21 protein-coding genes are annotated in these 21,354 nt (G+C 62.3%); 11 read left to right on the top strand and 10 right to left on the bottom strand.

Translation table 11 applies throughout. The annotated features are described in order from the left end of the window. Window positions 1-36: 36 nt before the first annotated feature. The 7 genes from MJP36_RS21325 to MJP36_RS21295 all read right to left on the bottom strand — a co-directional run bounded on the left by MJP36_RS21325 (window position 37) and on the right by MJP36_RS21295 (window position 8,530). Window positions 37-903: a pirin family protein gene (locus MJP36_RS21325; protein ID WP_244383961.1), complete on the bottom strand. Its 867-nt coding sequence runs from the start codon at window positions 901-903 to the stop codon at window positions 37-39. A 64-nt stretch (window positions 904-967) separates the two neighbouring features. Further along, the gene (locus MJP36_RS21320) at window positions 968-1,384 is read right to left on the bottom strand and encodes an OsmC family protein (RefSeq protein ID WP_090365950.1); all 417 of its coding nucleotides are present in this window, start codon (window positions 1,382-1,384) and stop codon (window positions 968-970) included. 202 nt (window positions 1,385-1,586) lie between these two features. Continuing rightward, window positions 1,587-2,807 carry a beta-ketoacyl-ACP synthase I gene (gene fabB / locus MJP36_RS21315; RefSeq protein WP_016979549.1) on the bottom strand — a complete coding sequence of 407 codons (1,221 nt, stop codon included), beginning with the start codon at window positions 2,805-2,807 and terminating at the stop codon, window positions 1,587-1,589. Window positions 2,808-2,818: 11 nt separating this feature from the next. Beyond that, window positions 2,819-3,334, bottom strand: a complete 516-nt coding sequence (gene fabA / locus MJP36_RS21310) for a 3-hydroxyacyl-[acyl-carrier-protein] dehydratase FabA (RefSeq protein ID WP_003210552.1) — start codon at window positions 3,332-3,334, stop codon at window positions 2,819-2,821. 249 nt (window positions 3,335-3,583) lie between these two features. Beyond that, complete coding sequence (locus tag MJP36_RS21305; protein WP_060754507.1) at window positions 3,584-5,485, bottom strand: ATP-binding protein; 1,902 nt, start codon at window positions 5,483-5,485, stop codon at window positions 3,584-3,586. Further along, entirely contained in the window at window positions 5,482-6,408 is a 927-nt protein-coding gene (locus MJP36_RS21300) for an ABC transporter substrate-binding protein (protein ID WP_244383960.1), read from the bottom strand. The genes MJP36_RS21305 and MJP36_RS21300 overlap by 4 nt, the downstream gene beginning before the upstream one ends. 1 nt (window position 6,409) lies before the next feature. Further along, window positions 6,410-8,530 carry a TonB-dependent receptor plug domain-containing protein gene (locus MJP36_RS21295; RefSeq protein WP_327194339.1) on the bottom strand — a complete coding sequence of 707 codons (2,121 nt, stop codon included), beginning with the start codon at window positions 8,528-8,530 and terminating at the stop codon, window positions 6,410-6,412. A gap of 195 nt (window positions 8,531-8,725) precedes the next feature. Here MJP36_RS21295 and MJP36_RS21290 point away from each other — a divergent pair, with 195 nt between their 5' ends. The 9 genes from MJP36_RS21290 (at window position 8,726) to MJP36_RS21250 (ending at window position 16,574) form a co-directional block, all read left to right on the top strand. Further along, window positions 8,726-9,751, top strand: coding sequence for an NAD(P)H-dependent glycerol-3-phosphate dehydrogenase (locus MJP36_RS21290; RefSeq protein WP_090365947.1), 1,026 nt, complete (start codon window positions 8,726-8,728; stop codon window positions 9,749-9,751). Between the two features lie 10 nt (window positions 9,752-9,761). After that, complete coding sequence (locus MJP36_RS21285) at window positions 9,762-10,109, top strand: DUF4389 domain-containing protein (RefSeq protein ID WP_090365945.1); 348 nt, start codon at window positions 9,762-9,764, stop codon at window positions 10,107-10,109. Continuing rightward, window positions 10,106-10,555 carry a phosphohistidine phosphatase SixA gene (sixA, locus tag MJP36_RS21280; RefSeq protein ID WP_060754502.1) on the top strand — a complete coding sequence of 150 codons (450 nt, stop codon included), beginning with the start codon at window positions 10,106-10,108 and terminating at the stop codon, window positions 10,553-10,555. The genes MJP36_RS21285 and sixA overlap by 4 nt, the downstream gene beginning before the upstream one ends. Window positions 10,556-10,643: 88 nt before the next feature. Beyond that, a complete protein-coding gene (locus tag MJP36_RS21275; protein WP_244383959.1) occupies window positions 10,644-12,293 on the top strand; it encodes an AMP-binding protein in 1,650 nt (549 codons plus the stop codon). A gap of 30 nt (window positions 12,294-12,323) precedes the next feature. After that, window positions 12,324-12,767, top strand: coding sequence for a hotdog fold thioesterase (locus MJP36_RS21270; RefSeq protein ID WP_060754500.1), 444 nt, complete (start codon window positions 12,324-12,326; stop codon window positions 12,765-12,767). Window positions 12,768-12,864: 97 nt separating this feature from the next. Then, a complete protein-coding gene (locus MJP36_RS21265) occupies window positions 12,865-13,668 on the top strand; it encodes an alpha/beta fold hydrolase (protein WP_060754499.1) in 804 nt (267 codons plus the stop codon). Next, window positions 13,665-14,519: an alpha/beta hydrolase gene (locus MJP36_RS21260; RefSeq protein WP_090365938.1), complete on the top strand. Its 855-nt coding sequence runs from the start codon at window positions 13,665-13,667 to the stop codon at window positions 14,517-14,519. Before MJP36_RS21265 ends, MJP36_RS21260 begins: the two co-directional genes overlap by 4 nt. A gap of 102 nt (window positions 14,520-14,621) precedes the next feature. Beyond that, window positions 14,622-15,440 (top strand): DUF4892 domain-containing protein, encoded by an 819-nt coding sequence (locus MJP36_RS21255; RefSeq protein ID WP_060754497.1) that lies wholly within the window; start codon window positions 14,622-14,624, stop codon window positions 15,438-15,440. Window positions 15,441-15,512: 72 nt separating this feature from the next. Continuing rightward, window positions 15,513-16,574, top strand: a complete 1,062-nt coding sequence (locus tag MJP36_RS21250) for an AI-2E family transporter (RefSeq protein WP_060754496.1) — start codon at window positions 15,513-15,515, stop codon at window positions 16,572-16,574. Here MJP36_RS21250 and MJP36_RS21245 read toward each other — a convergent pair. Then, window positions 16,571-17,605, bottom strand: coding sequence for an ATP-binding protein (locus MJP36_RS21245; RefSeq protein ID WP_060754495.1), 1,035 nt, complete (start codon window positions 17,603-17,605; stop codon window positions 16,571-16,573). The genes MJP36_RS21250 and MJP36_RS21245 overlap by 4 nt on opposite strands. Continuing rightward, window positions 17,605-18,369 carry a response regulator gene (locus MJP36_RS21240; RefSeq protein ID WP_090372210.1) on the bottom strand — a complete coding sequence of 255 codons (765 nt, stop codon included), beginning with the start codon at window positions 18,367-18,369 and terminating at the stop codon, window positions 17,605-17,607. Before MJP36_RS21240 ends, MJP36_RS21245 begins: the two co-directional genes overlap by 1 nt. 260 nt (window positions 18,370-18,629) lie before the next feature. Between MJP36_RS21240 and pyrF the strand changes: the two genes are divergently transcribed. Then, a complete protein-coding gene (gene pyrF, locus MJP36_RS21235; protein WP_060754493.1) occupies window positions 18,630-19,328 on the top strand; it encodes an orotidine-5'-phosphate decarboxylase in 699 nt (232 codons plus the stop codon). A gap of 31 nt (window positions 19,329-19,359) precedes the next feature. Here the strand turns inward: pyrF and MJP36_RS21230 are convergent, their stop codons facing one another. Continuing rightward, on the bottom strand, window positions 19,360-20,364 hold the full coding sequence (locus MJP36_RS21230) for an NADP-dependent oxidoreductase (protein WP_244383958.1): 1,005 nt from the start codon (window positions 20,362-20,364) through the stop codon (window positions 19,360-19,362). Between the two features lie 228 nt (window positions 20,365-20,592). Between MJP36_RS21230 and MJP36_RS21225 the strand changes: the two genes are divergently transcribed. Beyond that, on the top strand, window positions 20,593-21,354 hold the full coding sequence (locus tag MJP36_RS21225; RefSeq protein ID WP_090365932.1) for an SDR family oxidoreductase: 762 nt from the start codon (window positions 20,593-20,595) through the stop codon (window positions 21,352-21,354).

Below are 21,354 nucleotides of genomic sequence, written 5' to 3'. Positions count from 1 at the left end.
CGGGGGTAAGTCGAGCCATCGCACCGCCCCCGATGCCTACCTCACAGGCAATTCAATTCTCTCGGACTCCCCTGGCACCGTCGGCCAATCCCCGGCCGCCCAGCGCTGTCGAGCTTGTTCGATCCTCAAAGGATCACTCGCCACAAAATTCCAATTGATCCGTCGCGGTCCATCCAGCGGCGCGCCGCCAAACACCAACAGGTGGCAATCGGTTTCGGCGGACAATGTCATCTGCTGACCGCTCGGCAACACCACCAGGCTGTGCACTTCCAGCGGTTCGTCGTCGAGCTTTGCATCACCTTCCAGCACATACACCGCCCGTTCTTCGTGTTCATCCGGGATCAGCAAGGTGGTGGCCGTCTGCATCCGTACTTCGGCATACAGGGTTGGCGACAAGACGGGAACCGGCGAGTCGAGACAGAAGCCGCTGCCGGCGATCAGGCGGATCTGGACGCCGAGGTTATCGCTCAACGGCAGGCTCGCGGCCGGGTGATGGCTGTAATGCCCTGGCCCGGTCTCGTGGTCCTTGGGCGAGGCCAGCCACACTTGCAGGCCATGCAGGCTGAACCCGCTGGCCTTGATTGCCTCGGGCGTACGCTCGACGTGGGCAATTGCGCTGCCGGCGGTCATCCAGCTGACATCGCCGGCCTGTACCACTTGATCCGAGCCCAGGCTGTCCTTGTGCTGCAAGGTGCCTTCAAACAGGTAGGTGAGGGTCGACAGCCCGATATGCGGGTGTTGGCGGATATTCATGCCGCTGCCCGGCGCATAGCGTGTGAGCAGCATATGGTCGAAAAATACAAAAGGCCCGACGCTGCGGCATTCGCGCGATGGCAGTGGACGCAGGATGGGTTGGCCTTCGACATCTTCGGGGCGAGGGTGGATCACGGTGAGGCGAGTCATGGTGCATCCCAGTCTGAGCGGGTTGGATGATGCTGAGCATAACCCGCTCGACGGGAAGTGGGGGCTATTGGCTGAACGCGCCTTCCGATAGCCGGGTGTCAATGCTGATCTCGGCGGTGGTCATCAGCTTGTGCACCGGGCAACGATCGGCCACGCGGTGCAGTTCCTCGCGTTGCGCGTCGGTGAGTACGCCCTTGAGCGTGAGTTTGACGTTGAGCTGGTATTTGCCCTTTTGTTCTTCACTGGCGTCGTGGGTGACTTCCACGGTAACGCCGGTGAGCGGGATGCCTTTTTTCTGCGCGTAAAGCTTGAGGGTCAGGGCTTTGCACGAGGCCAGGGCCGCGTCGAAATAATCATGGGGGGAGGGCGCCGAATCGTCGCCGCCCAGGCTTTTGGGCAAGTCGGTAAATAGCTCGTGGTTGTCGATGTTGAGGCTATGACGGAAGTTGTCGGTGTTCAGTGTGTTTACGATAACGGGCATGGCAAACCTCACAGGGTCGCAGGATGAAGGGCATGCAGTTATAGAACATCCTGGCACTTGAGTGTTCCAGGTTTTTTCGTGGCGGCTGGGTTTTGGTGTGCTGACGCTGTCATCCGAGTTGGATGCCGAGCCCCCCAGCATCCGTCGCGCATAAAAAAGCCCCGAACCAGTCGGGGCTTTTCACGTGATCAACCTGCGGGGCTTACTGGCCCTGCCAGCGTTTCAGTACCAGGGTGGCGTTGGTGCCACCGAAGCCGAAGCTGTTGCTCATCACGGTGTCGATCTTGGCGTTCTCAACGGTCTTGGTCAGGATCGGCATATCGGCGACGACCGGGTCGATCTCGTCGATGTTGGCCGAACCTGCCATGAAGTTGCCTTCCATCATCAGCAGGCAGTAGATCGCTTCGTGAACGCCGGCGGCGCCCAGGGAGTGACCGGACAGGCTCTTGGTGGAGCTGATGGCCGGAGCCTTGTCGCCGAATACCGCACGTACGCCTTCCATTTCCTTGGCGTCGCCGACCGGAGTCGAAGTGCCGTGGGTGTTCAGGTAGTCGATTGGGGTATCAACGGTGGACATGGCCATCTGCATGCAACGGATGGCGCCTTCACCGCTTGGGGCAACCATGTCGTAGCCGTCGGAAGTGGCGCCGTAACCGACGATTTCCGCGTAGATCTTCGCACCACGGGCCAGAGCGTGTTCCAGCTCCTCGACCACCACCATGCCGCCACCGCCGGCGATGACGAAACCGTCACGCTTGGCGTCGTAGGCGCGGGAGGCTTTTTCCGGGGTCTCGTTGTACTGGGTGGACAGTGCGCCCATGGCGTCGAACAGGAACGACTGGCTCCAATGTTCTTCTTCACCGCCGCCGGCGAACACGATGTCCTGCTTGCCCAGCTGGATCTGCTCAACGGCAGTACCGATGCAATGAGCACTGGTGGCGCAGGCGGAGGAGATCGAGTAGTTCACGCCCTTGATCTGGAATGGCGTGGCCAGGCAGGCGGAAACGGTGCTGCCCATGGTCCGCGTGACACGGTAAGGGCCAACGCGCTTGACGCCTTTTTCGCGCAGGATATCCAGCGCTTCCATCTGGTTCAGGGTCGATGCGCCGCCGGAGCCGGCGATCAGGCCGGTACGTACGTTGGACACCTGGTCTTCGCTCAGGCCGGAGTCGGCGATCGCGTCTTTCATGGCCAGGTAGGCGTAGGCGGCAGCGTGGCCGACGAAGCGATAGATCTTGCGATCGATCAGTTCTTCGAGGGGCAGGTCGATGGAGCCGGAAACCTGGCTACGCAGACCCATTTCGGCATATTCCGGGTTGAAGCGGATGCCAGGGCGACTTGCACGCAGGTTAGCGGTGACGGTCTCTTTGTCATTGCCCAGGCAAGAAACAATGCCCAGACCAGTGATAACGACGCGGCGCATGCGGATAACCCTTAAAAGTTGTCAGTGGAAGTGAATACGCCGACCCGAAGGCCTTCGGCAGTATAGATCTCGCGACCGTCGACAGTCACCGAACCGTCGGCGATGGCCAGGTTCAGCTTGCCCTTGAGGACGCGCTTGATTTGAATGTTGTAGGTGACTTTCTTGGCGGTCGGCAGGACCTGGCCAAAGAATTTCACTTCGCCCGAACCCAGGGCGCGACCGCGACCTGGCAGGCCTTGCCAGCCAAGGTAAAAGCCGACCAGTTGCCACATGGCATCGAGGCCCAGGCAGCCTGGCATGACCGGGTCACCTTCGAAGTGGCAGGCGAAGAACCAGAGGTCCGGGGTGATATCCAGCTCGGCGACCAATTCACCTTTGCCGTACTTGCCGCCTTCTTCGCTGATATGGGTGATGCGATCCACCATCAGCATGTTCGGGGCGGGCAGTTGCGCGTTACCTGGGCCGAACAGCTCACCGCGACTGCAGCGCAGCAGATCTTCCCGGGTAAAGGCGTTTTGTTTGGTCATGCGAGCTCCTCAATAATCCCATGCGGCAGGGTAGGGTCAATCTTCCCGAACCGAATGAAGCGTTCATGCCTCATAGCGGCAGCCTACACATAGACTATTGCGTTGTAGTGAAAGTCACAGCGTCAAGGCACTCAATGTACACTTGTTCACTGAAATTTTAAACCGGGCCTGTTTATCAGCCCGTTTGGGTGCCTAAGACTGCCGCACTTTCGTGTTTCACGCCAGTCGCAGTTGGCTGATGGCGCGGCGCTATTGCACCCAGCGCTGCAGGATTTGCTGCAAATCCGTGCGTTTGAATGGCTTGGCCAGGTAATCGTTCATTCCAGCTGCCAGGCAGGCTTCGCGGTCACCCTGCAAGGCATTGGCCGTCAGGGCGATGATCGGCAAGTCGGCGCAGCCGGGCAACTGGCGGATTTGTCGGGTCGCTTCGTAGCCGTCGATCAGCGGCAGGCGGCAGTCCATCAGGATGGCGGTGAAAATCAGGCTCTCGGCACTGCGGATCGCCTCGGCGCCGTCGGTGGCCAGGCTGACTTCAAAACCCAGGCTGCGCAGCATGGCTTCGACCACGGTGCGATTGACCGGGTTGTCTTCCACCAGCAGTACGTGTCGTCCATCACCGGCGCTGGTTTTGCCGTCGGCGTCGGGGGCTAGCGCCGGCAGGCTTTTCTGATCGATGGCCAATGGAATTTCCAGGGTAAACACCGAGCCTCGGCCTTCCTCGCTTTGGGCGCGCAACGTGCCCCCCATGCGTTCGGCCAGCGTGCGGGCGATGGGCAGCCCAAGACCGGTGCCGCCGTAACGTCTTGAAATGGAACTGTCGGCTTGCTGGAATGCGTTGAACATCATTTCCAGGCGCTCGGGGGAGATCCCGATACCGCTGTCGCGCACGGTGCAGGTGAACCACACCAGTTCATGATCAAGGGTTTGCCAATGCGGCTCGACGGTCACGGTGCCGTGTTCGGTGAATTTCAGCGCGTTGCCGATCAGGTTCACCAGAATTTGCCGGATACGCGTCGGGTCACCCCGCACCTGCAGTGAGTCCATGCCCAGGGGAATGGGCAGCTCCAGGGCCAGGCCGCGTTGCTGGGCGCTGTGCTGGAAAGCTTGGGCGCAGCTGCTGATCAGGTCCGCCAGGTTGAACGAGATATGTTCCAGCTCCAGCGCGGCGCGTTCGATGCGCGAGAAGTCGAGGATGTCGTTGATGACCTTGAGCAAATGTTCGGTGGACTCGGAGGCCAGCGCCGCATACTCGGTCTGCTCCTCGGTCATTTCGGTGGTTTCCAGCAGTTGCAGCATGCCCAGCACACCGTTCATGGGCGTGCGCAATTCGTGGCTCATCATCGCCAGGAAGTCCGACTTGGCGTTGTTCGCGCGTTCGGCCTCTTCGCGGGTCTGGATCAACTGCGCCATCGCTTGTTCTTGTTCGCGGCTGGCCTGGTTGAGGCCTTCGGCGAGGTTGTTGATATGGCGTGACAGGTCGCCCAGCTCGGAATCATCGACAATCGGCAGGGGCGTCTTGTAGTCGCCTTGCTGGATGGCTTTGACCGCGTGGCCCATCGCGCTGATCGGCTGCGACAGGCTGGCGGCCAGGCGGCGCGCGAGCAGGAAGGTAAACAGCAGGGCGAAGAGGGCGAGGATGCCGGCCTTGAACAGGATCTCCTGCTGGCGCTGGCTGAAGGCATCGTTGGACATGCCGACGATCACCCGGCCAAGGTAATCCGCCCTTGGCGCCTTGGGTTCATTGAGGTTGTCCTGGAAAAAGTCCGTGCCCAGCTGGATATGCTGCAGGCGGATCGGCGCCTGGAACACCTTCACCGACAGTGAGCGGTCGTGTTTCTCGGTCGGTTGCTCAACGTACACCAGAATGTTTTCGGCGCTGTCCTGGATTTCCAGGAAGCGCACGTGGGGCGTGGCCAAGGTGGCGCGCAGCAGGCTCTCGAGCACGTCATTGTTGCCGGAAATCACCCCGTACTCGGTCGCCGGTGCGAGCTGGTTGGCGATCAGCTGGCCGGTATGGTCCAGTTCCTGGCGCAGGTCCTGGATACGCACGAAGGTAAAGAAACTGATCAACAGCAAGGTCAGCAACAAGGCCGGGCCCAGGGTGATGAGCTGGGTGCGGGTGTTGATATCCCAACGACGGCGTAAGGTCATGGGCGTTTTTCTCCTTCGGCCAATCGGGCGGCGACGTCGGCTTCGTCAACCTGTTCGATGCCCAGTGAGCGCGCGACTTGCGGGTTGCCCACGACTTTGAAGTGTTCCGGGTACAACGAGCGTGGCCAGTTGGCCGGTGAATGGTCCAGCAGCCGGTCGAGCACATCGAGCCAGTCGGTCTGGTCGCTGTAGGTGCTGGCCAGGCTGCCGGCCTTGACGAAGCCGGCGTTGGGCCCCACCAGCGGCAGTTGCTGGGCGTAGCTGCTGAGCAACAGGTTCTTCACGGTTTTCGGGTTGTACAGTTGCGGGTCGTCGAGCCCCAGCAGTACATCGCTGTTCTTGAACAGGTTTTGCAGTGGCCGGCTGTCATTGATGTTGTCCCAGCGCTGCGGCACGATTTCCAGGCCTATGGGCGCTGCGTATCGGGTCAATTCGGGTAGCAGGAACTCACTGTCGGTGCCGTAGAGCACGCCGATGCGGCGGGCCTGAGGCAAAATCTGCGCGATCAGGTGCAACTGGCGCTCCAAGGGTGGGTCGCTCCACAACAGGCTGATTTTGGCCGGGTGCGTGGTGCCCAGCCGCTGCCGGGCTTGCAGGCGGCTGATACGCAGCACCAGGGTGGGCGGGCCCTGGGAGTCCTGCAGGCGCCAGTCGAGGCCGGGCAGGTCGAGCAGGATCAGGCGAGTGGCGGCGGGCAACTGGTTCGGTGCCGGCATGTCTTTGAGCGGGGTGAAGGTCACCTGGTCTTCGGGGCGTTGCCGGGCCAGGGCCTGGGCGAACGCTTGCACGCCGGCACCGTCTTCGGCGGCGGTGAGCAGGATGTCGGCGCTCCTGGCCTGCGTCGTCAACAGCAGGCACACCAGCAGCAGGCCGCGCCGCCACAGCCTTGAGAAGAAGGCGGTCATCCGTGACTGATCGGCCATGTCAGAATTCCAGCTCCGCGCTGAAGTAGAGGACATGACGACTGTCGTAGTTGTTATCGGCCCAGGTGGTGGGCTGGTTATCCAGGCGTTGTTGCAGCATGCCGGCCAGCTCCACGTTGGCTTTGCCCAGGGCAATGCGCTTGGCCACCCGCAGGTCGACCCGTTCGAAGCGATATTGGTTGAGTGCGTCGTCGCCATAGTAGAACAGCGCACTGGACCAGCCGTGGCCCCATTCACGCAGCCAGCCGGCCGAGCCGCTGTTACGTGCGGTTTGTGCCTTGTCCAACGGGTTGCTGGCGCTGGCATCGACATAAGCATAGGTGAGCCGCAGGCGGTCGGCGTTGCTCATGCGCCAATCGAACTGTGACTCGGCACCGGTGAACCGTGAGCTGTTGGCGTTGCTGGCAATGTATTGGTTGTTGCGCAGCGGTGAGCTGATCATGTCAGTGATTTCGTCGTAGAACAGTTTCACGTCGACATTCAGCCCGAGGTCGGCAAAGAAGCCGTTGTAGCCCAGCTCTCGCGAGCGCATCAACTCTTTATCGAGGTTGCCAGGGCCGCGCGTCACCACAAAATATTGCCCCGAATTCTGCCCGTAGGCCGGGGAGCTGAGGTTGGTGACGCGGTAGCTCCAATTGACGTTGTTCTCGAACATGTCCGGTGAGCGGATCGCTTCGGAATACACCGCTCGCAAGCCATGGCGCGGGTTGATCAGGTAGTTGACTGCTATTCGTGGCGTCAGTGAGTTGCCGCTCAAGTGGGTGTCTTCGTACATCGCCCCACCCTGCACCAGCCAGTGTTCGCTGGCGCGCCACTCCAGATGGCCGAACAGGCGCCAGGTGGTGTCGTCCAGGGTGCCATTGAAATAGGTGTCGGAGTCGGCGCGGTCGTAGCGGTAGTTCATGCCGCTGACCAGGCGCAGGCTATCGGACAGGCTGAGGGTGTCCTGGATCTCCAGGTCGTAGCGGCTTTCTCGAGTACTTTGATCGATATCGCCGCAGACCGGGTCTTTGCCGCCGCTACCCCATTGCTGCAAGACCTGCTTGGCCAGGGCCTGTTCGGCGTCGCTGCCGGGCGGCAGGTTTTCCGGGGTGTAGGCATTCATGTGCCGGGCCAGCAACTCGGCATAGTTGGGGTTGATTTGCCAGAGGCGGGTCAGCTCCGGGCTGAACGAGACCTTGGCATCACAGGCTTTCCAGACCTGCTGGCGGTCCCATTGCTGGGCCGAGCCTTGAACATACAAGCTGTGCTCGGGGTTGATATCGATGTTCCAGCGCAGCGAGGTGGCATAGTCCTTGGCGGTAACGTCGGAGTTCGTACCGCCTTCGGTAATCCCGGCAAATACCGGGCTGTAGGTATAAGGACGCTGGTTGGACCCTTCCTTGGCGTTCAATTGCCAGTCGATGCTCTGCTGCGCGTTCAGGCTCTGGCTCACGGCCAGGCTGAAGCGACTGAGGCGCCGGCCGTCACGGCGATCGGCGCCGGCGGCATCGCTGTCAAACCCATCATCCTGTTGCCCGGACAGCGACAGGCGCAGGTCGCCGGTCTCCCATCCCGCGCCCTGGCTGGCGTAGAAATCGTTGATCCCGCGTGCGCCACGGATGACTTTGACCCGTGAACCATGGCTGTTGGCCGGTGACCGCGTGAGGATGTTGACCACCGCCATCAGCGCATTGGCGCCATAGCTGACGGTGTTGGGGCCGCGGAACACCTCGATGCGCTCGATGTCTTCCATGGCCACCGGAATATCGCTCCAGTCCACGGTGGCCAGGCCGGCGCGGTACACCGAGCGCCCGTCGATCAACACCTGCATGCGCCGTGCATCGCTGGCACTGGTGCCGTGATAGTTCACCGCCGCCTGGTTGCCGGTGGTGTAGCCGACCATCATCCCGGGCACCAGGCGCAGCAATTCGGCGATGTCCCGTGCGCCGCTGGCCTTGATCAACTCGCTGTCGATCACCGTCATGCTGCCGGGTACGGCGGCAGCGGATTGCTTGAGGCGTGTGGCGGTCAATACCTGCGGCAGCGGCTGGCCGTCCAGGAACAGATCGTCGGCCAGCGCGGGGGCGCTGCACAACAGCATCAACAACAGCGATGAGCGAGGAGGAGGGCCCAGATACACGGCGCGGCCTTGATAATGACGAATAGCCGCCCATGTTAACTGAGGTGGGGCCATTTGCCAGTCGTCGAACTTGCAATTACTTCACGTATATGTGGCATTTTCCGACAAGCATGGGAATTGACGCGGGGGCTGGCCGCAAGCGGGTCGCCCCGTATAATGCCGCTATCGCCACTGGTATGGATTAACGGATTGCATATGACTGAACAGCGCCCTATTGCGGTCCTGGGAGGCGGAAGTTTTGGTACCGCCGTGGCTAACCTGCTGGCTGAGAACGGCCACGCGGTGCGCCAGTGGATGCGCGACCCGGAGCAGGCCGAGGCCATCCGCGTGCATCGGGAAAACCCCCGTTACCTTAAAGGCATCAAGATTCATCCGGCGGTTGAACCGGTCACGGACCTGCTGGAGACCCTCACTGACTGCGACCTGTGCTTCGTCGCATTGCCGTCCAGCGCCTTGCGCTCGGTGCTGGCGCCCCACGCCGAACGCCTGGCAGGCAAGCTGCTGGTCAGCTTGACCAAGGGTATCGAGGCGCACACGTTCAAGCTGATGAGCGAAATCCTCGAAGAGATTGCGCCCCAGGCACGTATCGGCGTGCTCTCCGGGCCGAACCTGGCACGGGAAGTCGCCGAGCACGCGCTGACGGCCACGGTGGTGGCCAGTGAAGATGAAGCGCTGTGCGAGCGCGTGCAGGCGGTCCTGCATGGCCGTACGTTCCGTGTTTACGCCAGTGGCGATCGTTTTGGTGTCGAGTTGGGCGGTGCGCTCAAAAACGTTTACGCGATCATCGCCGGCATGGCGGTGGCCCTGGGCATGGGCGAGAACACCAAGAGCATGCTGATTACCCGTGCCCTGGCCGAGATGACCCGCTTTGCGGTGAACCAGGGCGCCAACCCGATGACATTCCTGGGCCTGGCCGGGGTCGGGGATTTGATCGTCACCTGCTCGTCGCCCAAGAGCCGCAACTATCAAGTCGGTTTTGCCTTGGGCCAGGGTTTGAGCCTGGACGACGCCGTTACGCGCCTGGGCGAAGTGGCCGAGGGCGTCAACACCCTCAAAGTGTTGAAGGCCAAGGCCCAGGAAGTCGGTGTGTACATGCCGCTGGTCGCTGGGCTGCACGCGATCCTGTTTGAAGGGCGCACCTTGAACCAGGTCATCGAATTGCTGATGCGGGCTGAGCCGAAAACCGATGTCGACTTTATTTCCACCAGTGGTTTCAACTGAGGAACGCGTCATGAACGATCCGAAAGCAGCGCCCAAGTACGAATCCATCGTCCTGCGTATTGTGTGGATGCTGGTATTTGCCCTGGTGTGGCAAGTGGCGCAGTTCCTGCTCGGCGCGCTGGTGCTGGTGCAACTGATCTATCGCCTGGTCTACGCCGCGCCGAACCTGGGCCTGATGAACTTCGGCGACAGCCTCAGCCAGTTCCTGGCGCAGATCGGCCGTTTCGGCAGCTTCCACACCGAGCAAAAGCCTTGGCCATTCGCCGATTGGCCGACGCCGCGTGCACCGGAAGGCGAAGCCGCCCACAGTGTGCCACCGGCGCCGCATCCGGTACGTGATGAAGAGCCAAAACTGTGAAGCTTTGGATCTTGCGGCACGGTGAGGCCGAAGGCTATGCGCCCACTGACGCCGAGCGCAACCTCACCGAGCACGGCCGCGCCGAAGTGTTGCGCAGTGCTGCGCACCTGATCGGCCAGCCCCTCGGCGCGATCATCGCCAGCCCATATGTGCGAGCGCAGCAGACCGCGCAGTTGGTTCGCGAGGCGCTGGGTTTCACGCCCGATATCCGTACGGTGCCGTGGCTGACACCCGAAGGCAACCCGCTGCGGGTGCTGGAAAAGCTCGACAGCGATGACAATGTGCTGCTGGTCAGTCACCAGCCTTTGGTGGGCTGCCTGATCAGCTTCCTGCAGCATGGTCATCAGCGCCAACCGCAACCGATGCACACCGCCAGCCTGGCGGAGCTGGAAGGTGATTTTCCGCTGGCGGGGCTGATGAACCTGGTCAGTGTGAAGAACCCGTAGGAAAAGTGATCGCTGCTGTGTGTGCTATATAGTCAACCAAGCAAGTGCTTGGTTGGCTATCATCCGGTCACACAAAGGAGCGCGTCCCATGCCAGTCGCTTTTCGTTTGCCGTTGCAGGTCTTCTTCGAACGTGAAGCGCGGCATCCGCGCAAACCCTTTCTCGTGCAGCCCATCGGCGGGGGCGAGGTGCAAACCCTGACCTGGGGCGACGTCGGCCATCAGGCCCGGTGCGCCGCACACTGGCTGCGTGCTCGGGCGTTGCCGCAAGGCTCGCACATTGCCCTGATCTCGAAAAACTGTGCGCACTGGATCATCGCCGACCTGGCGATCTGGATGGCCGGGCATGTCTCGGTACCGTTGTACCCCAACCTGACGGCCGACTCCGTGGCCCATGTGCTGACCCATTCTGAGGCGGCATTGGTGTTGATCGGCAAGTTGGACGACTGGCCGGCCATGGCGCCCGGTATCCCGGCCGGTTTGTCGACTGTCCGTCTGCCGCTGGCCTCGGCCGGCGACTTCGATTTCACTTGGGCCGATCTGCTGGCCTGTTCACCCATTCAAGATAACCCCGAGCCCGACGCCGACCGCTTGGCCACGATCATTTATACCTCCGGCACCACCGGCTTGCCCAAGGGGGTGATGCAAACCTTCGGCGCCTTGGGCTTTGCCGCCACCCGTGGCACCGAGTTGTTTGGCCTGGGGGAGGACGACCGGCTGCTGTCGTACCTGCCGTTGTGCCACGTGGCGGAGCGCATGTTCGTCGAACTGGCGTCAATTTATACCGGGCAAACGGTATTTTTCGCTGAAAGCCTTGAGACCTTTCTGACCGACCTGCGCCGGGCGCGGCCGACAGCGCTGTTCGGGGTGCCGAGGATCTGGACCAAGCTCCAGATGGGGGTGTACGGCAAGGTTTCACAAAAGCGTCTGGACCGGCTGTTGCGCCTGCCTTTCATCGGGCCATCTGTAGGCCGCAAGGTGCTGTCGGGTCTGGGCCTGGACGCCCTGCGTATTGCGCTATCCGGTGCGGCGCCGGTGCCTGAGGCGTTGCTGCGTTGGTATCAGCGCCTGGGGCTGGATGTGCTGGAGGTGTACGGCATGACGGAAAGCTGCGGCTATTCCCACGTATGCCGCCCCGGGCAACAGACACTGGGCTGGATCGGCCTGCCATGCCCTGGGGTGGAAGTGCGCATCGACCCGTTGGGCGAAGTGCAGGTGCGCAGCGGCGCGACCATGCTCGGCTACTTCAAGGACGCGCAGAAAACCGCCGAGGCTCTCACCAATGATGGTTTTCTGCGCACCGGCGACAAGGGTGAGCAGGACGCGGCCGGCCGCTTGCGCCTGACCGGGCGGCTCAAGGAGATCTTCAAGACCAGCAAGGGGAAGTACGTGGCTCCGGCGCCGATTGAAAACTGCCTGGCGGAACATCCACGCATCGAGCAGGTGTGCGTGGTCGGCGAAGGGCTGAGCGCGCCGATAGGCTTATGCGTACTCGCGGCGGCGGGCGAGGAGCGCCAAGCTCTGCGCGATAGCCTGGAACGCTGGCTGGAACAGGTCAACCAGGCGCTGGACAAGCCTGAGCGTCTGCGCCAACTGGTGGTGGTCAAAGACAGTTGGGCCGTCGAAAACGGTTTCCTGACCCCGACCCTGAAGATCAAGCGCAGTGTGATCGAATCGACCTATGGTGCTCAATTGCATGTTTGGAGCGAGCGCGGCGAATCGATTCTGTGGCAGGATTAGGGGCGTAATAAAATCAATAAGGACACTGCTATGAGCTTGTGGCGCACCCAACCCAATATCGAGCAACTCAACAGCCTGCAGAAAAACACCATCGGTGAGTTGCTGGATATTCGTTTCGAAAGCTTCGACGACGAGTCACTCACCGCCAGCATGGTGGTCGACCACCGCACCCATCAGCCGTACGGCCTGCTGCACGGCGGCGCGTCGGTGGTACTGGCGGAGAGTATCGGCTCCATGGCGGCCTACCTGTGCATCGATCCGAGCAAATTCTATTGCGTGGGCCTTGAGATCAATGCCAACCACTTGCGCGGCGTGCGCAGCGGGCGAGTGACGGCGGTGGCGCGGGCCATCCATATCGGCCGTACGACCCAGGTGTGGGACATCCGCCTGACGGCCGATGACGGCAAGACCAATTGCGTCTCGCGCCTGACCATGGCCGTGGTGCCGTTGGGCGAGAACCCGCCGGTGCGATAGACATGGCGTGAGTGTCATCATTCCTGGCAGTTACAGTCATTGCTGTACGGCTTGGGGCTGGTGACAATCCACTTCTGTTTCTGTAGATGAGTCCGGTATGTCGCAGCACGTGTTTTTTGCCCACGCCAATGGTTTTCCTTCGGCCACCTACGGCAAGTTGTTTGCCGCCCTGGCCCCGGAATATACGGTGGCTCACTTGCCGCAGCACGGCCACGACCCGCGATTTCCAGTGGATGACAACTGGCGCAACCTGGTGGACGAGTTGATCCACCACTTGGAGCAGCAACCGCAGCCGGTGTGGGGTGTCGGGCACTCCCTCGGTGGGGTGTTGCACCTGCACGCGGCCATGCGTTGCCCGCAGTTGTATCGCGGTGTGGTGATGCTGGATTCGCCGGTGCTGACGCGTGCCGACCGCTGGGTGATCCGCGCCGCCAAACGCTTGGGGTTCATCGATCGCCTGACCCCGGCCGGGCGCACCCTGGGCCGGCGTGAAGAGTTCAGCGACCTGGACGCCGCGCGCAGCTACTTCGCCGGTAAAACCCTGTTTCGCGGGTTCGACCCTGACTGTTTTGATGCCTACCTGCAGCATGGCCTGCAACAGGTGGGCGATCGCCTGCGCCTGCGCTTCGACCCCGCCACTGAAATCAGCATTTATCGAGGCGTGCCCCACACCAGCCCGGGTCAGGTGCGCCAGTTGAAGGTGCCGCTGGCGGTGGTGCGTGGACGCCAGAGCCGGGTCGTGATGCGTCACCATGCCAGTGGGGTTGACCGCCTGCCCATGGGCGAAATGCTCACCATGCCCGGCGGGCACATGTTTCCCCTGGAGCGGCCGCAGGACACCGCAGCCTTGATCAAGAACCTGTTCTCCCGCTGGGAAGCCCGTGAGCGCAGCTGCGCATGAGTACGCCGGTCGAAGAGGTTCGTCTCAGCTTGCCGCATATCGAGTTGGCGGCGCATCTATTCGGCCCCGAAGACGGTCTGCCGGTGATCGCCCTGCATGGCTGGCTGGACAACGCCAACAGCTTTGCACGGCTGGCGCCGAAACTGCAGGGCTTGCGCATCGTCGCGCTGGATATGGCGGGGCACGGTCATTCGGCGCACCGTCCTGCGGGGGCCGGCTATGCCTTGTGGGATTACGTGTTTGACGTGCTGCAAGTCGCCGAACAGTTGGGTTGGAAACGTTTTGCATTACTTGGCCATTCCCTCGGCGCCATCGTCTCCTTGGTGCTCGCAGGCGCCTTGCCGGAGCGGGTGACGCACCTGGGGTTGATCGACGGCGTGATCCCGCCGACCGCCACCGGTGAAAACGCGGCGGAGCGATTGGGCATGGCGTTGCAGGCGCAATTGAACCTGCAGGGCAAGCGCAAGCCGGTCTACAGCACCCTGGACCGGGCGGTTGAAGCGCGGATGAAAGGTTTGGTCGCAGTCAGTCGCGAGGCCGCCGAATGGCTGGCCCAGCGCGGTTTGATGCCCGTGCCGGGCGGCTACACCTGGCGCACCGACAGCCGATTGACCCTGGCTTCGCCGATACGACTGACCAATGAGCAGGCGATGGCTTTCGTGCAACGTGTGGCTTGTCCTGCACAGTTGGTGGTCGCGGCTGACGGCATGTTGGCGAAACATTCCGAATTGCTTTCTCAGCTACCCTTTACGGTGACCACGCTGCCGGGGGGCCATCATTTGCACCTGAACGATGAGCCCGGTGCGGCTCTTGTTGCAGACTGTTTCAATCGGTTCTTCTCCACGCCTTGACTTGGCGGGGTCAACTGCCGAGGCTGGGCGGATTGAAAGGGAGTCAACCATGAACCAACTTGAAACTGCTGCGACCTCCAATGGCCAGGGCTCAATCATCCGATGAGCCTGCGTGAAGGATGTATACGTGCCCTCGGGCTGTGCTGCTTCAGCCCTTTGGTGTTCGCCGCCGATGTGCCGGGCAGCCAGGATCTGCCGGCAGTGTCCCGCCAGGTCGACGCGCAGATCGTCGATTACCGCCCCGCTGAAGCCAGGGAGCGCATCTACCCCATGGGGGCGATCCGCAAGATCAGCGGCCAGTTGCGCTACGAGGGCCAAGCCACCGCGCGTGGCCAAGCCACTGCGATTACCTATGAACTGCCCGCCGAGCACACCTCCAGCGCCGCCTTTACCGCGACCCGCGAAGCGTTGCAGGCCAAGGGCGCGCAGCTGTTGTTCTGGTGCCAGGCCCGCGATTGCGGTGAAAGCAGCCTGTGGGCCAACGAAGTGTTCGGCAACGCCAAGCTGGTCGGCGCCGATGGCCAGCAGGAATACCTGCTGTTACGGCTGGCGGCGCCGCAGGACAACTCCCTGGTGGCGCTATACGGCATCACTCGGGGCAACCGTCGTGCCTATCTGCATGTGGAACAGCTGGACGCCAGTGCGCCCCTGGGTGACTTGCTGCCCACTTCGGCAACCTTGCTTCGTGAGCTGAAAAGCACCGGCGAGCTGGATTTCCCTGCACTGGGGAGCGAACCCGATCCGGCCTGGATCACCTTGATCTCCCGTGGCTTGAACCTGGACGCCACCTTGCGTGTCAGTTTGACCGGGCCAACGGCCGAGGCCTGGCGTCAGGGCCTGATCGACAGCGGTGTGCGTGCCGCACGCATGGAAACCGGCACCGGTGACGCTAAGGGTTTGCACCTGCATCTGATACGCTGACCGTCACCAGGCGAACGGACCCGCGCCGTTCGCCTAAGCTCTCCTCCTACAGCCTTATTCTCGAGATACCCGATGCTCAATAACGATCGCCTGCTGGTGCAAATCCTGCTGCTGGTGCTGTTTGGTGCCAGCTTCTGGGTGATGGCGCCATTCTGGTCGGCGCTGTTCTGGGGCGCAGTGCTGGCGTTCGCCAGCTGGCCGCTGATGCGTTTACTCACCCGCTGGCTGGGGGGCCGCGAATCCCTGGCTGCCGGCATCCTGACCCTGGGCTGGATGCTGTTGGTGGCGGTGCCGCTGGTGTGGCTGGGCTTCAACCTGGCCGATCATGTGCGCGATGCCGTGGGCCTGATCAAGGATATCCAGGTCGACGGCCTGCCGGCAGCACCCGCTTGGCTGAACTCAATCCCCTTTGTCGGCGAGCGCCTGGTGGCGACCTGGGACAGCATCGACCAGCAGGGCGCGGCGCTGATGGTCAGCATCAAGCCTTATCTGGGCCAGGTCGGCAATTGGCTGCTGGCGCGCAGCGCGCAGATCGGCGGCGGCATCCTTGAGTTGACCCTCAGCCTGGTGTTCGTGTTCTTCTTCTACCGTGACGGGCCTCGGCTGGCGGTGTTCGTGCATCGTCTGCTGGAGCGTTTGATCGGCGAGCGGGCCGGTTACTACATCGAACTGGTGGCGGGCACCGTGCAACGGGTGGTCAACGGCGTGATCGGCACCGCCGCGGCTCAAGCCTTGCTGGCGCTGATCGGTTTCCTGATCGCCGGCGTGCCTGGCGCGCTGGTGCTGGGCATCGTCACGTTCCTGCTAAGTCTGATTCCCATGGGGCCACCGCTGGTGTGGATTCCGGCGACCGCGTGGCTGGCCTGGAAAGGCGATTACACCTACGCGGTGTTCCTCGGGGTGTGGGGCACGTTCATCATCAGCGGCGTGGACAACGTACTCAAGCCGTACCTGATCAGTCGAGGCGGCAACCTGCCACTGGTGATTGTGCTGCTGGGGGTGTTCGGCGGCTTGATTGCGTTTGGTTTCATCGGCCTGTTCATCGGCCCGACCTTACTGGCGGTGGCCTACAGCCTGCTGACGGATTGGAGTGCGACCCAGGCCCAGGGGCGTCGCGAAGACAACCCCCGTTAAATCCTCGGCAACCACATTACGGCGGTCAAGCCACCGCCTGGTGTGTCTTCCAGGCTGAGGTGGCCGCCGAGACGCTCCACCGCTTCCTTGGCAATCGTCATGCCCAGGCCGACCCCGCCGGAGTTGCGGTTGCGCGAGCCCTCCAGGCGAAAAAACGGTTCGAAGACCGCCTCGCGCTTGTCGGCCGCGATCCCGGGGCCGTGGTCGATCACACGGATCACCAGGGCCTCGCGGCTGTCCGCCAACTCCACGCGTGCGGTGCCGGCATAGCGCAGGGCGTTGTCGATCAGATTGTTCAGGCAAGAACGCAGGGCCATCGGCTGTACCTGCAACGGCGCACAGGTGCCGGCGAACTGCACGTCGGAGCCTTGGTCCTGGGCATTTTCGCTGAGGGACTCGACCAGCGCCTGTACGTCGAGCCAGTGCCGGGTTTCGCTGGTGCGCTGTTCGTGCAGGTAGCTTAAGGTCGCGTCGAGCATGCCGATCATGTCGTCCAGGTCCTGGCGCATCTGGCCTTGCAATTTGGTGTCTTCGATCTGCTCCAGGCGCAGCTTGAGGCGTGACAGCGGGGTACGCAGGTCGTGGGAGACCGCACCGAGCATGCGTGCGCGCTGGCTGACCTGCTCGCGGATGCGCTTTTGCATCATGTTGAAGGTCGATGCGGCCTGGCGTGCCTCTCGTGGCCCGGACTCGTTGAGAGGCGGGCTGTCGAGGTCGACGCTCAAGCGCTCAGCCGCCGCACTCAGGCGCTGGATCGGCCGGCTCAGCAGCTTCGCGCCGTACCAGGCGGCGATGATCAGCGAGATGAACTGGAAGGTCAGCGGCACCACCGGGCCGCCGAACCAGGGGCGATGGTGCTTGCGCAGGGGCTTCATCGTACCGTCCGGCTGCTCGACGAAGGTCTCCTGGGGCGGCGGTGGCGGCGGGCCGTAGTGGTGAAACCAAAAGAACGCCAGCACATGCGCCAACACAATAGCCACCAGCAATACACCGAACAACCTGCCGAACAACGTATTGAAGGTGGCACGCATCAACCGATGTCCCGGGCGTCGAAAAGGTAGCCTTCGCCACGTACGGTTTTGATCAGTTGCGGGGCTTTCGGATCATCCCCGAGTTTTTGCCGCAGGCGCGAGACCAGCAAGTCGATGCTGCGATCGAAGGCTTCGATGGACCGGCCGCGGGCCGCGTCCAGCAATTGTTCGCGGCTGAGCACCCGGCGGGGGCGTTCGATAAACACCCACAGCAGGCGGAACTCGGCGTTGGACAGCGGCACCACCAGGCCGTCGTCGGCCACCAGTTGGCGCAACACGCTGTTCAAACGCCAGTTGTCGAAGCGGATATTGGCGCGTTGCTCGGTGCGGTCATCGCGTACACGGCGCAAAATGGTCTGGATGCGCGCCACCAGTTCACGCGGCTCGAACGGCTTGGCCATATAGTCGTCGGCGCCCAGTTCCAGGCCGATGATGCGGTCGGTCGGTTCGCAGCGGGCGGTGAGCATCAGGATCGGGATGTCCGATTCGGCGCGCAGCCAGCGGCACAGCGACAGGCCATCTTCGCCCGGCAGCATCAGGTCGAGCACCACCACGTCAAACGTTTCGGCTTGCATGGCCTGGCGCATGGCGCCGCCGTCGGTCACGCCGGTGGCGAGAATATTGAAGCGTGCCAGGTAGTCGATCAGCAGTTCACGAATCGGCACGTCATCATCGACGATCAGCGCACGGGTGCTCCAGCGCTTGTCTTCGGCGATCACCGCGCCTTTTGGCTCTTCGTTTACAGAGACGGTAGGGGTATGCATAGGTGCGATCATCTGCCTGGTCATTGCTGTCAGCATAGGCGCCCAGCCCCATGGCTGGAAGTGCTGGACGGGCGGTCATGTGCGCGAGGCTAGTCGTGGGGCGTGTAGGGCGCATGTCGGGAATGTATCGTGCTGGATACAATCACCCGAAACGCCGTGAAATGGACGGCTGAACAGTATTTACCGATCATCGGATCCCGCAACGGCGCTGCTTGCGCTACAATCCGCGCCGATTTCGACTTGCCTGAGAGCCCATTCCAATGTCCGCCTGCCAGACTCCTATCATCGTCGCCCTGGATTACCCCACTCGTGACGCCGCACTGAAGCTGGCTGACCAGTTGGACCCCAAGCTTTGCCGGGTCAAGGTCGGCAAGGAACTGTTCACCAGTTGCGCGGCGGAAATCGTCGGCACACTGCGTGACAAAGGCTTCGAAGTATTCCTCGACCTGAAATTCCACGATATTCCCAACACTACCGCGATGGCCGTCAAAGCCGCTGCTGAAATGGGCGTATGGATGGTCAATGTGCACTGCTCCGGCGGCCTGCGCATGATGACGGCCTGCCGTGAAGTGTTGGAGCAGCGCAGTGGTCCCAAGCCGCTGTTGATCGGTGTGACCGTGCTGACCAGCATGGAGCGCGAGGATCTGGCCGGCATCGGCCTGGATATCGAGCCTCAGGAGCAGGTGCTGCGCCTGGCCGCCCTGGCGCAGAAGGCCGGCCTGGACGGCCTGGTCTGTTCGGCGCTGGAAGCCCAGGCCCTGAAGACCGCGCACCCATCGCTGCAACTGGTCACTCCGGGCATTCGCCCGGCGGGCAGTGCCCAGGATGACCAGCGCCGTATCCTGACCCCGCGCCAGGCTCTGGATGCGGGCTCCGATTACCTGGTGATCGGTCGCCCGATCAGCCAGGCGGCTGATCCGGCGAAGGCGTTGGCGGCGGTGGTTGCCGAAATCGCCTGATACATCCGTGTAGGAGCGAGCCAGCTCGCTCCTACACCTTCAGTACCAACTTCCCAAAGCTCTCGCCATTGAACAACTTCATCAGCGTCTCCGGGAACGTCTCCAGCCCCTCTACGATGTCCTCCTTGCTCTTGAGCTTGCCTTGGGCCATCCAGCCGCCCATCTCTTGCCCGGCGGCGGCAAAATTGGCCGCGTGATCCATCACTACAAAGCCCTCCATGCGCGCACGATTGACCAGCAATGACAGGTAGTTGGCCGGCCCCTTCATCGCTTCCTTGTTGTTGTACTGGCTGATTGCACCGCAAATCACCACGCGTGCCCTCAAGGCCAGGCGGCTGAGCACCGCGTCGAGAATGTCGCCGCCGACGTTATCAAAATACACATCCACCCCGTTGGGGCACTCGCGCTTGAGCGCTGCGGGGACGTCTTCGTTTTTGTAGTCGATGGCCGCGTCGAAACCCAGCTCATCCACCAGGAATTTGCACTTGTCGGCACCGCCGGCGATACCCACCACGCGACAGCCTTTGAGCTTGGCGATCTGCCCGGCAATGCTGCCCACCGCACCGGCCGCGCCGGAAATCACCACGGTTTCGCCGGCCTTGGGTGCGCCAGTGTCGAGCAAGGCAAAGTAGGCGGTCATGCCGGTCATGCCCAGGGCCGACAGGTAACGGGGCAGGGGCGCCAGTTTCGGATCGACTTTGTAGAAACCACGCGGTTCCCCCAGGAAATAATCCTGCACCCCCAGCGCGCCATTCACGTAGTCCCCCACCGCAAACTTTGGATTGTTCGACGCAATCACCTTGCCCACGCCCAGCGCTCGCATCACTTCGCCGATTCCCACGGGTGGAATGTAGGACTTGCCTTCGTTCATCCAGCCACGCATCGCCGGGTCCAGTGACAGGTATTCATTGTGCACCAGCACTTGCCCCTCTCCAGGCGTGCCCACCGGCACTTGCTGGTAGGTAAAAGTGTCCCGCGTGGCGGCGCCGACCGGACGTTTGGCGAGCAGGAATTGGCGATTAGTCAGGGCAGTCATGGCAAGGACTCTTTAGAAATGAACCTTGAGTGATAGACCCTCAATGGCCGGTGAGCAAGGTTGTCCGAGTGGCGCGAATGCACCGCGATAGGTTGGGTTGATAGTCAGGCTGGGGCAGTTATCACTGGGATTCATGCAGCGCCAACCGGCCTTCTGATAGTGCTGACGCGCCGTACAGGCGGTTGGCTAGACTCGAGCCACCGCCATTTCTTGCAAAAGGATATTCCCATGAGCATGACGTTTTCCGGCCAGGTCGCCCTGGTGACCGGCGCCGCCGCCGGTATTGGCCGCGCCACCGCACTGGCGTTCGCTGCCGAAGGCTTGAAAGTCGTGGTCGCGGACCTCGACGTCGACGGCGGTGAGGGCACCGTCGCGCTGATCCGCCAAGCCGGCGGCGAGGCATTGTTCGTGCGTTGCAACGTCACGCTGGAAACCGATGTGCAGCAGTTGATGGCACAGACCGTTGCCGCCTATGGCCGCCTGGATTATGCCTTCAACAACGCCGGGATCGAGATCGAGAAGGGCAAGCTGGCGGACGGCAGCCTGGATGAGTTCGACGCCATCATGGGGGTCAACGTCAAAGGTGTGTGGCTGTGCATGAAGTACCAATTGCCACTGTTGCTGGCCCAGGGCGGTGGGGCGATCGTCAATACGGCCTCGGTCGCGGGGTTGGGGGCGGCGCCGAAGATGAGCATCTATGCCGCGTCCAAGCACGCGGTCATCGGCCTGACCAAGTCGGCCGCCATCGAATATGCGAAAAAGAAAATCCGTGTGAACGCCGTGTGCCCGGCCGTTATCGATACCGATATGTTCCGCCGTGCCTACGAAGCGGACCCGCGTAAGGCGGAATTTGCCGCCGCCATGCATCCGGTCGGGCGCATTGGCAAGGTCGAGGAAATTGCCAGTGCGGTGTTATACCTGTGCAGCGATGGTGCGGCTTTCACCACGGGCCACGCGCTGGCGGTAGACGGTGGCGCGACGGCAATCTAG

It is taken from the genome of Pseudomonas palleroniana, assembly GCF_022836895.1.
GTDB lineage: Bacteria > Pseudomonadota > Gammaproteobacteria > Pseudomonadales > Pseudomonadaceae > Aquipseudomonas > Aquipseudomonas palleroniana.
The sequence above is the reverse complement of the archived record's forward strand: the minus strand, read 5'-3'. Positions and strand labels throughout refer to the sequence as shown.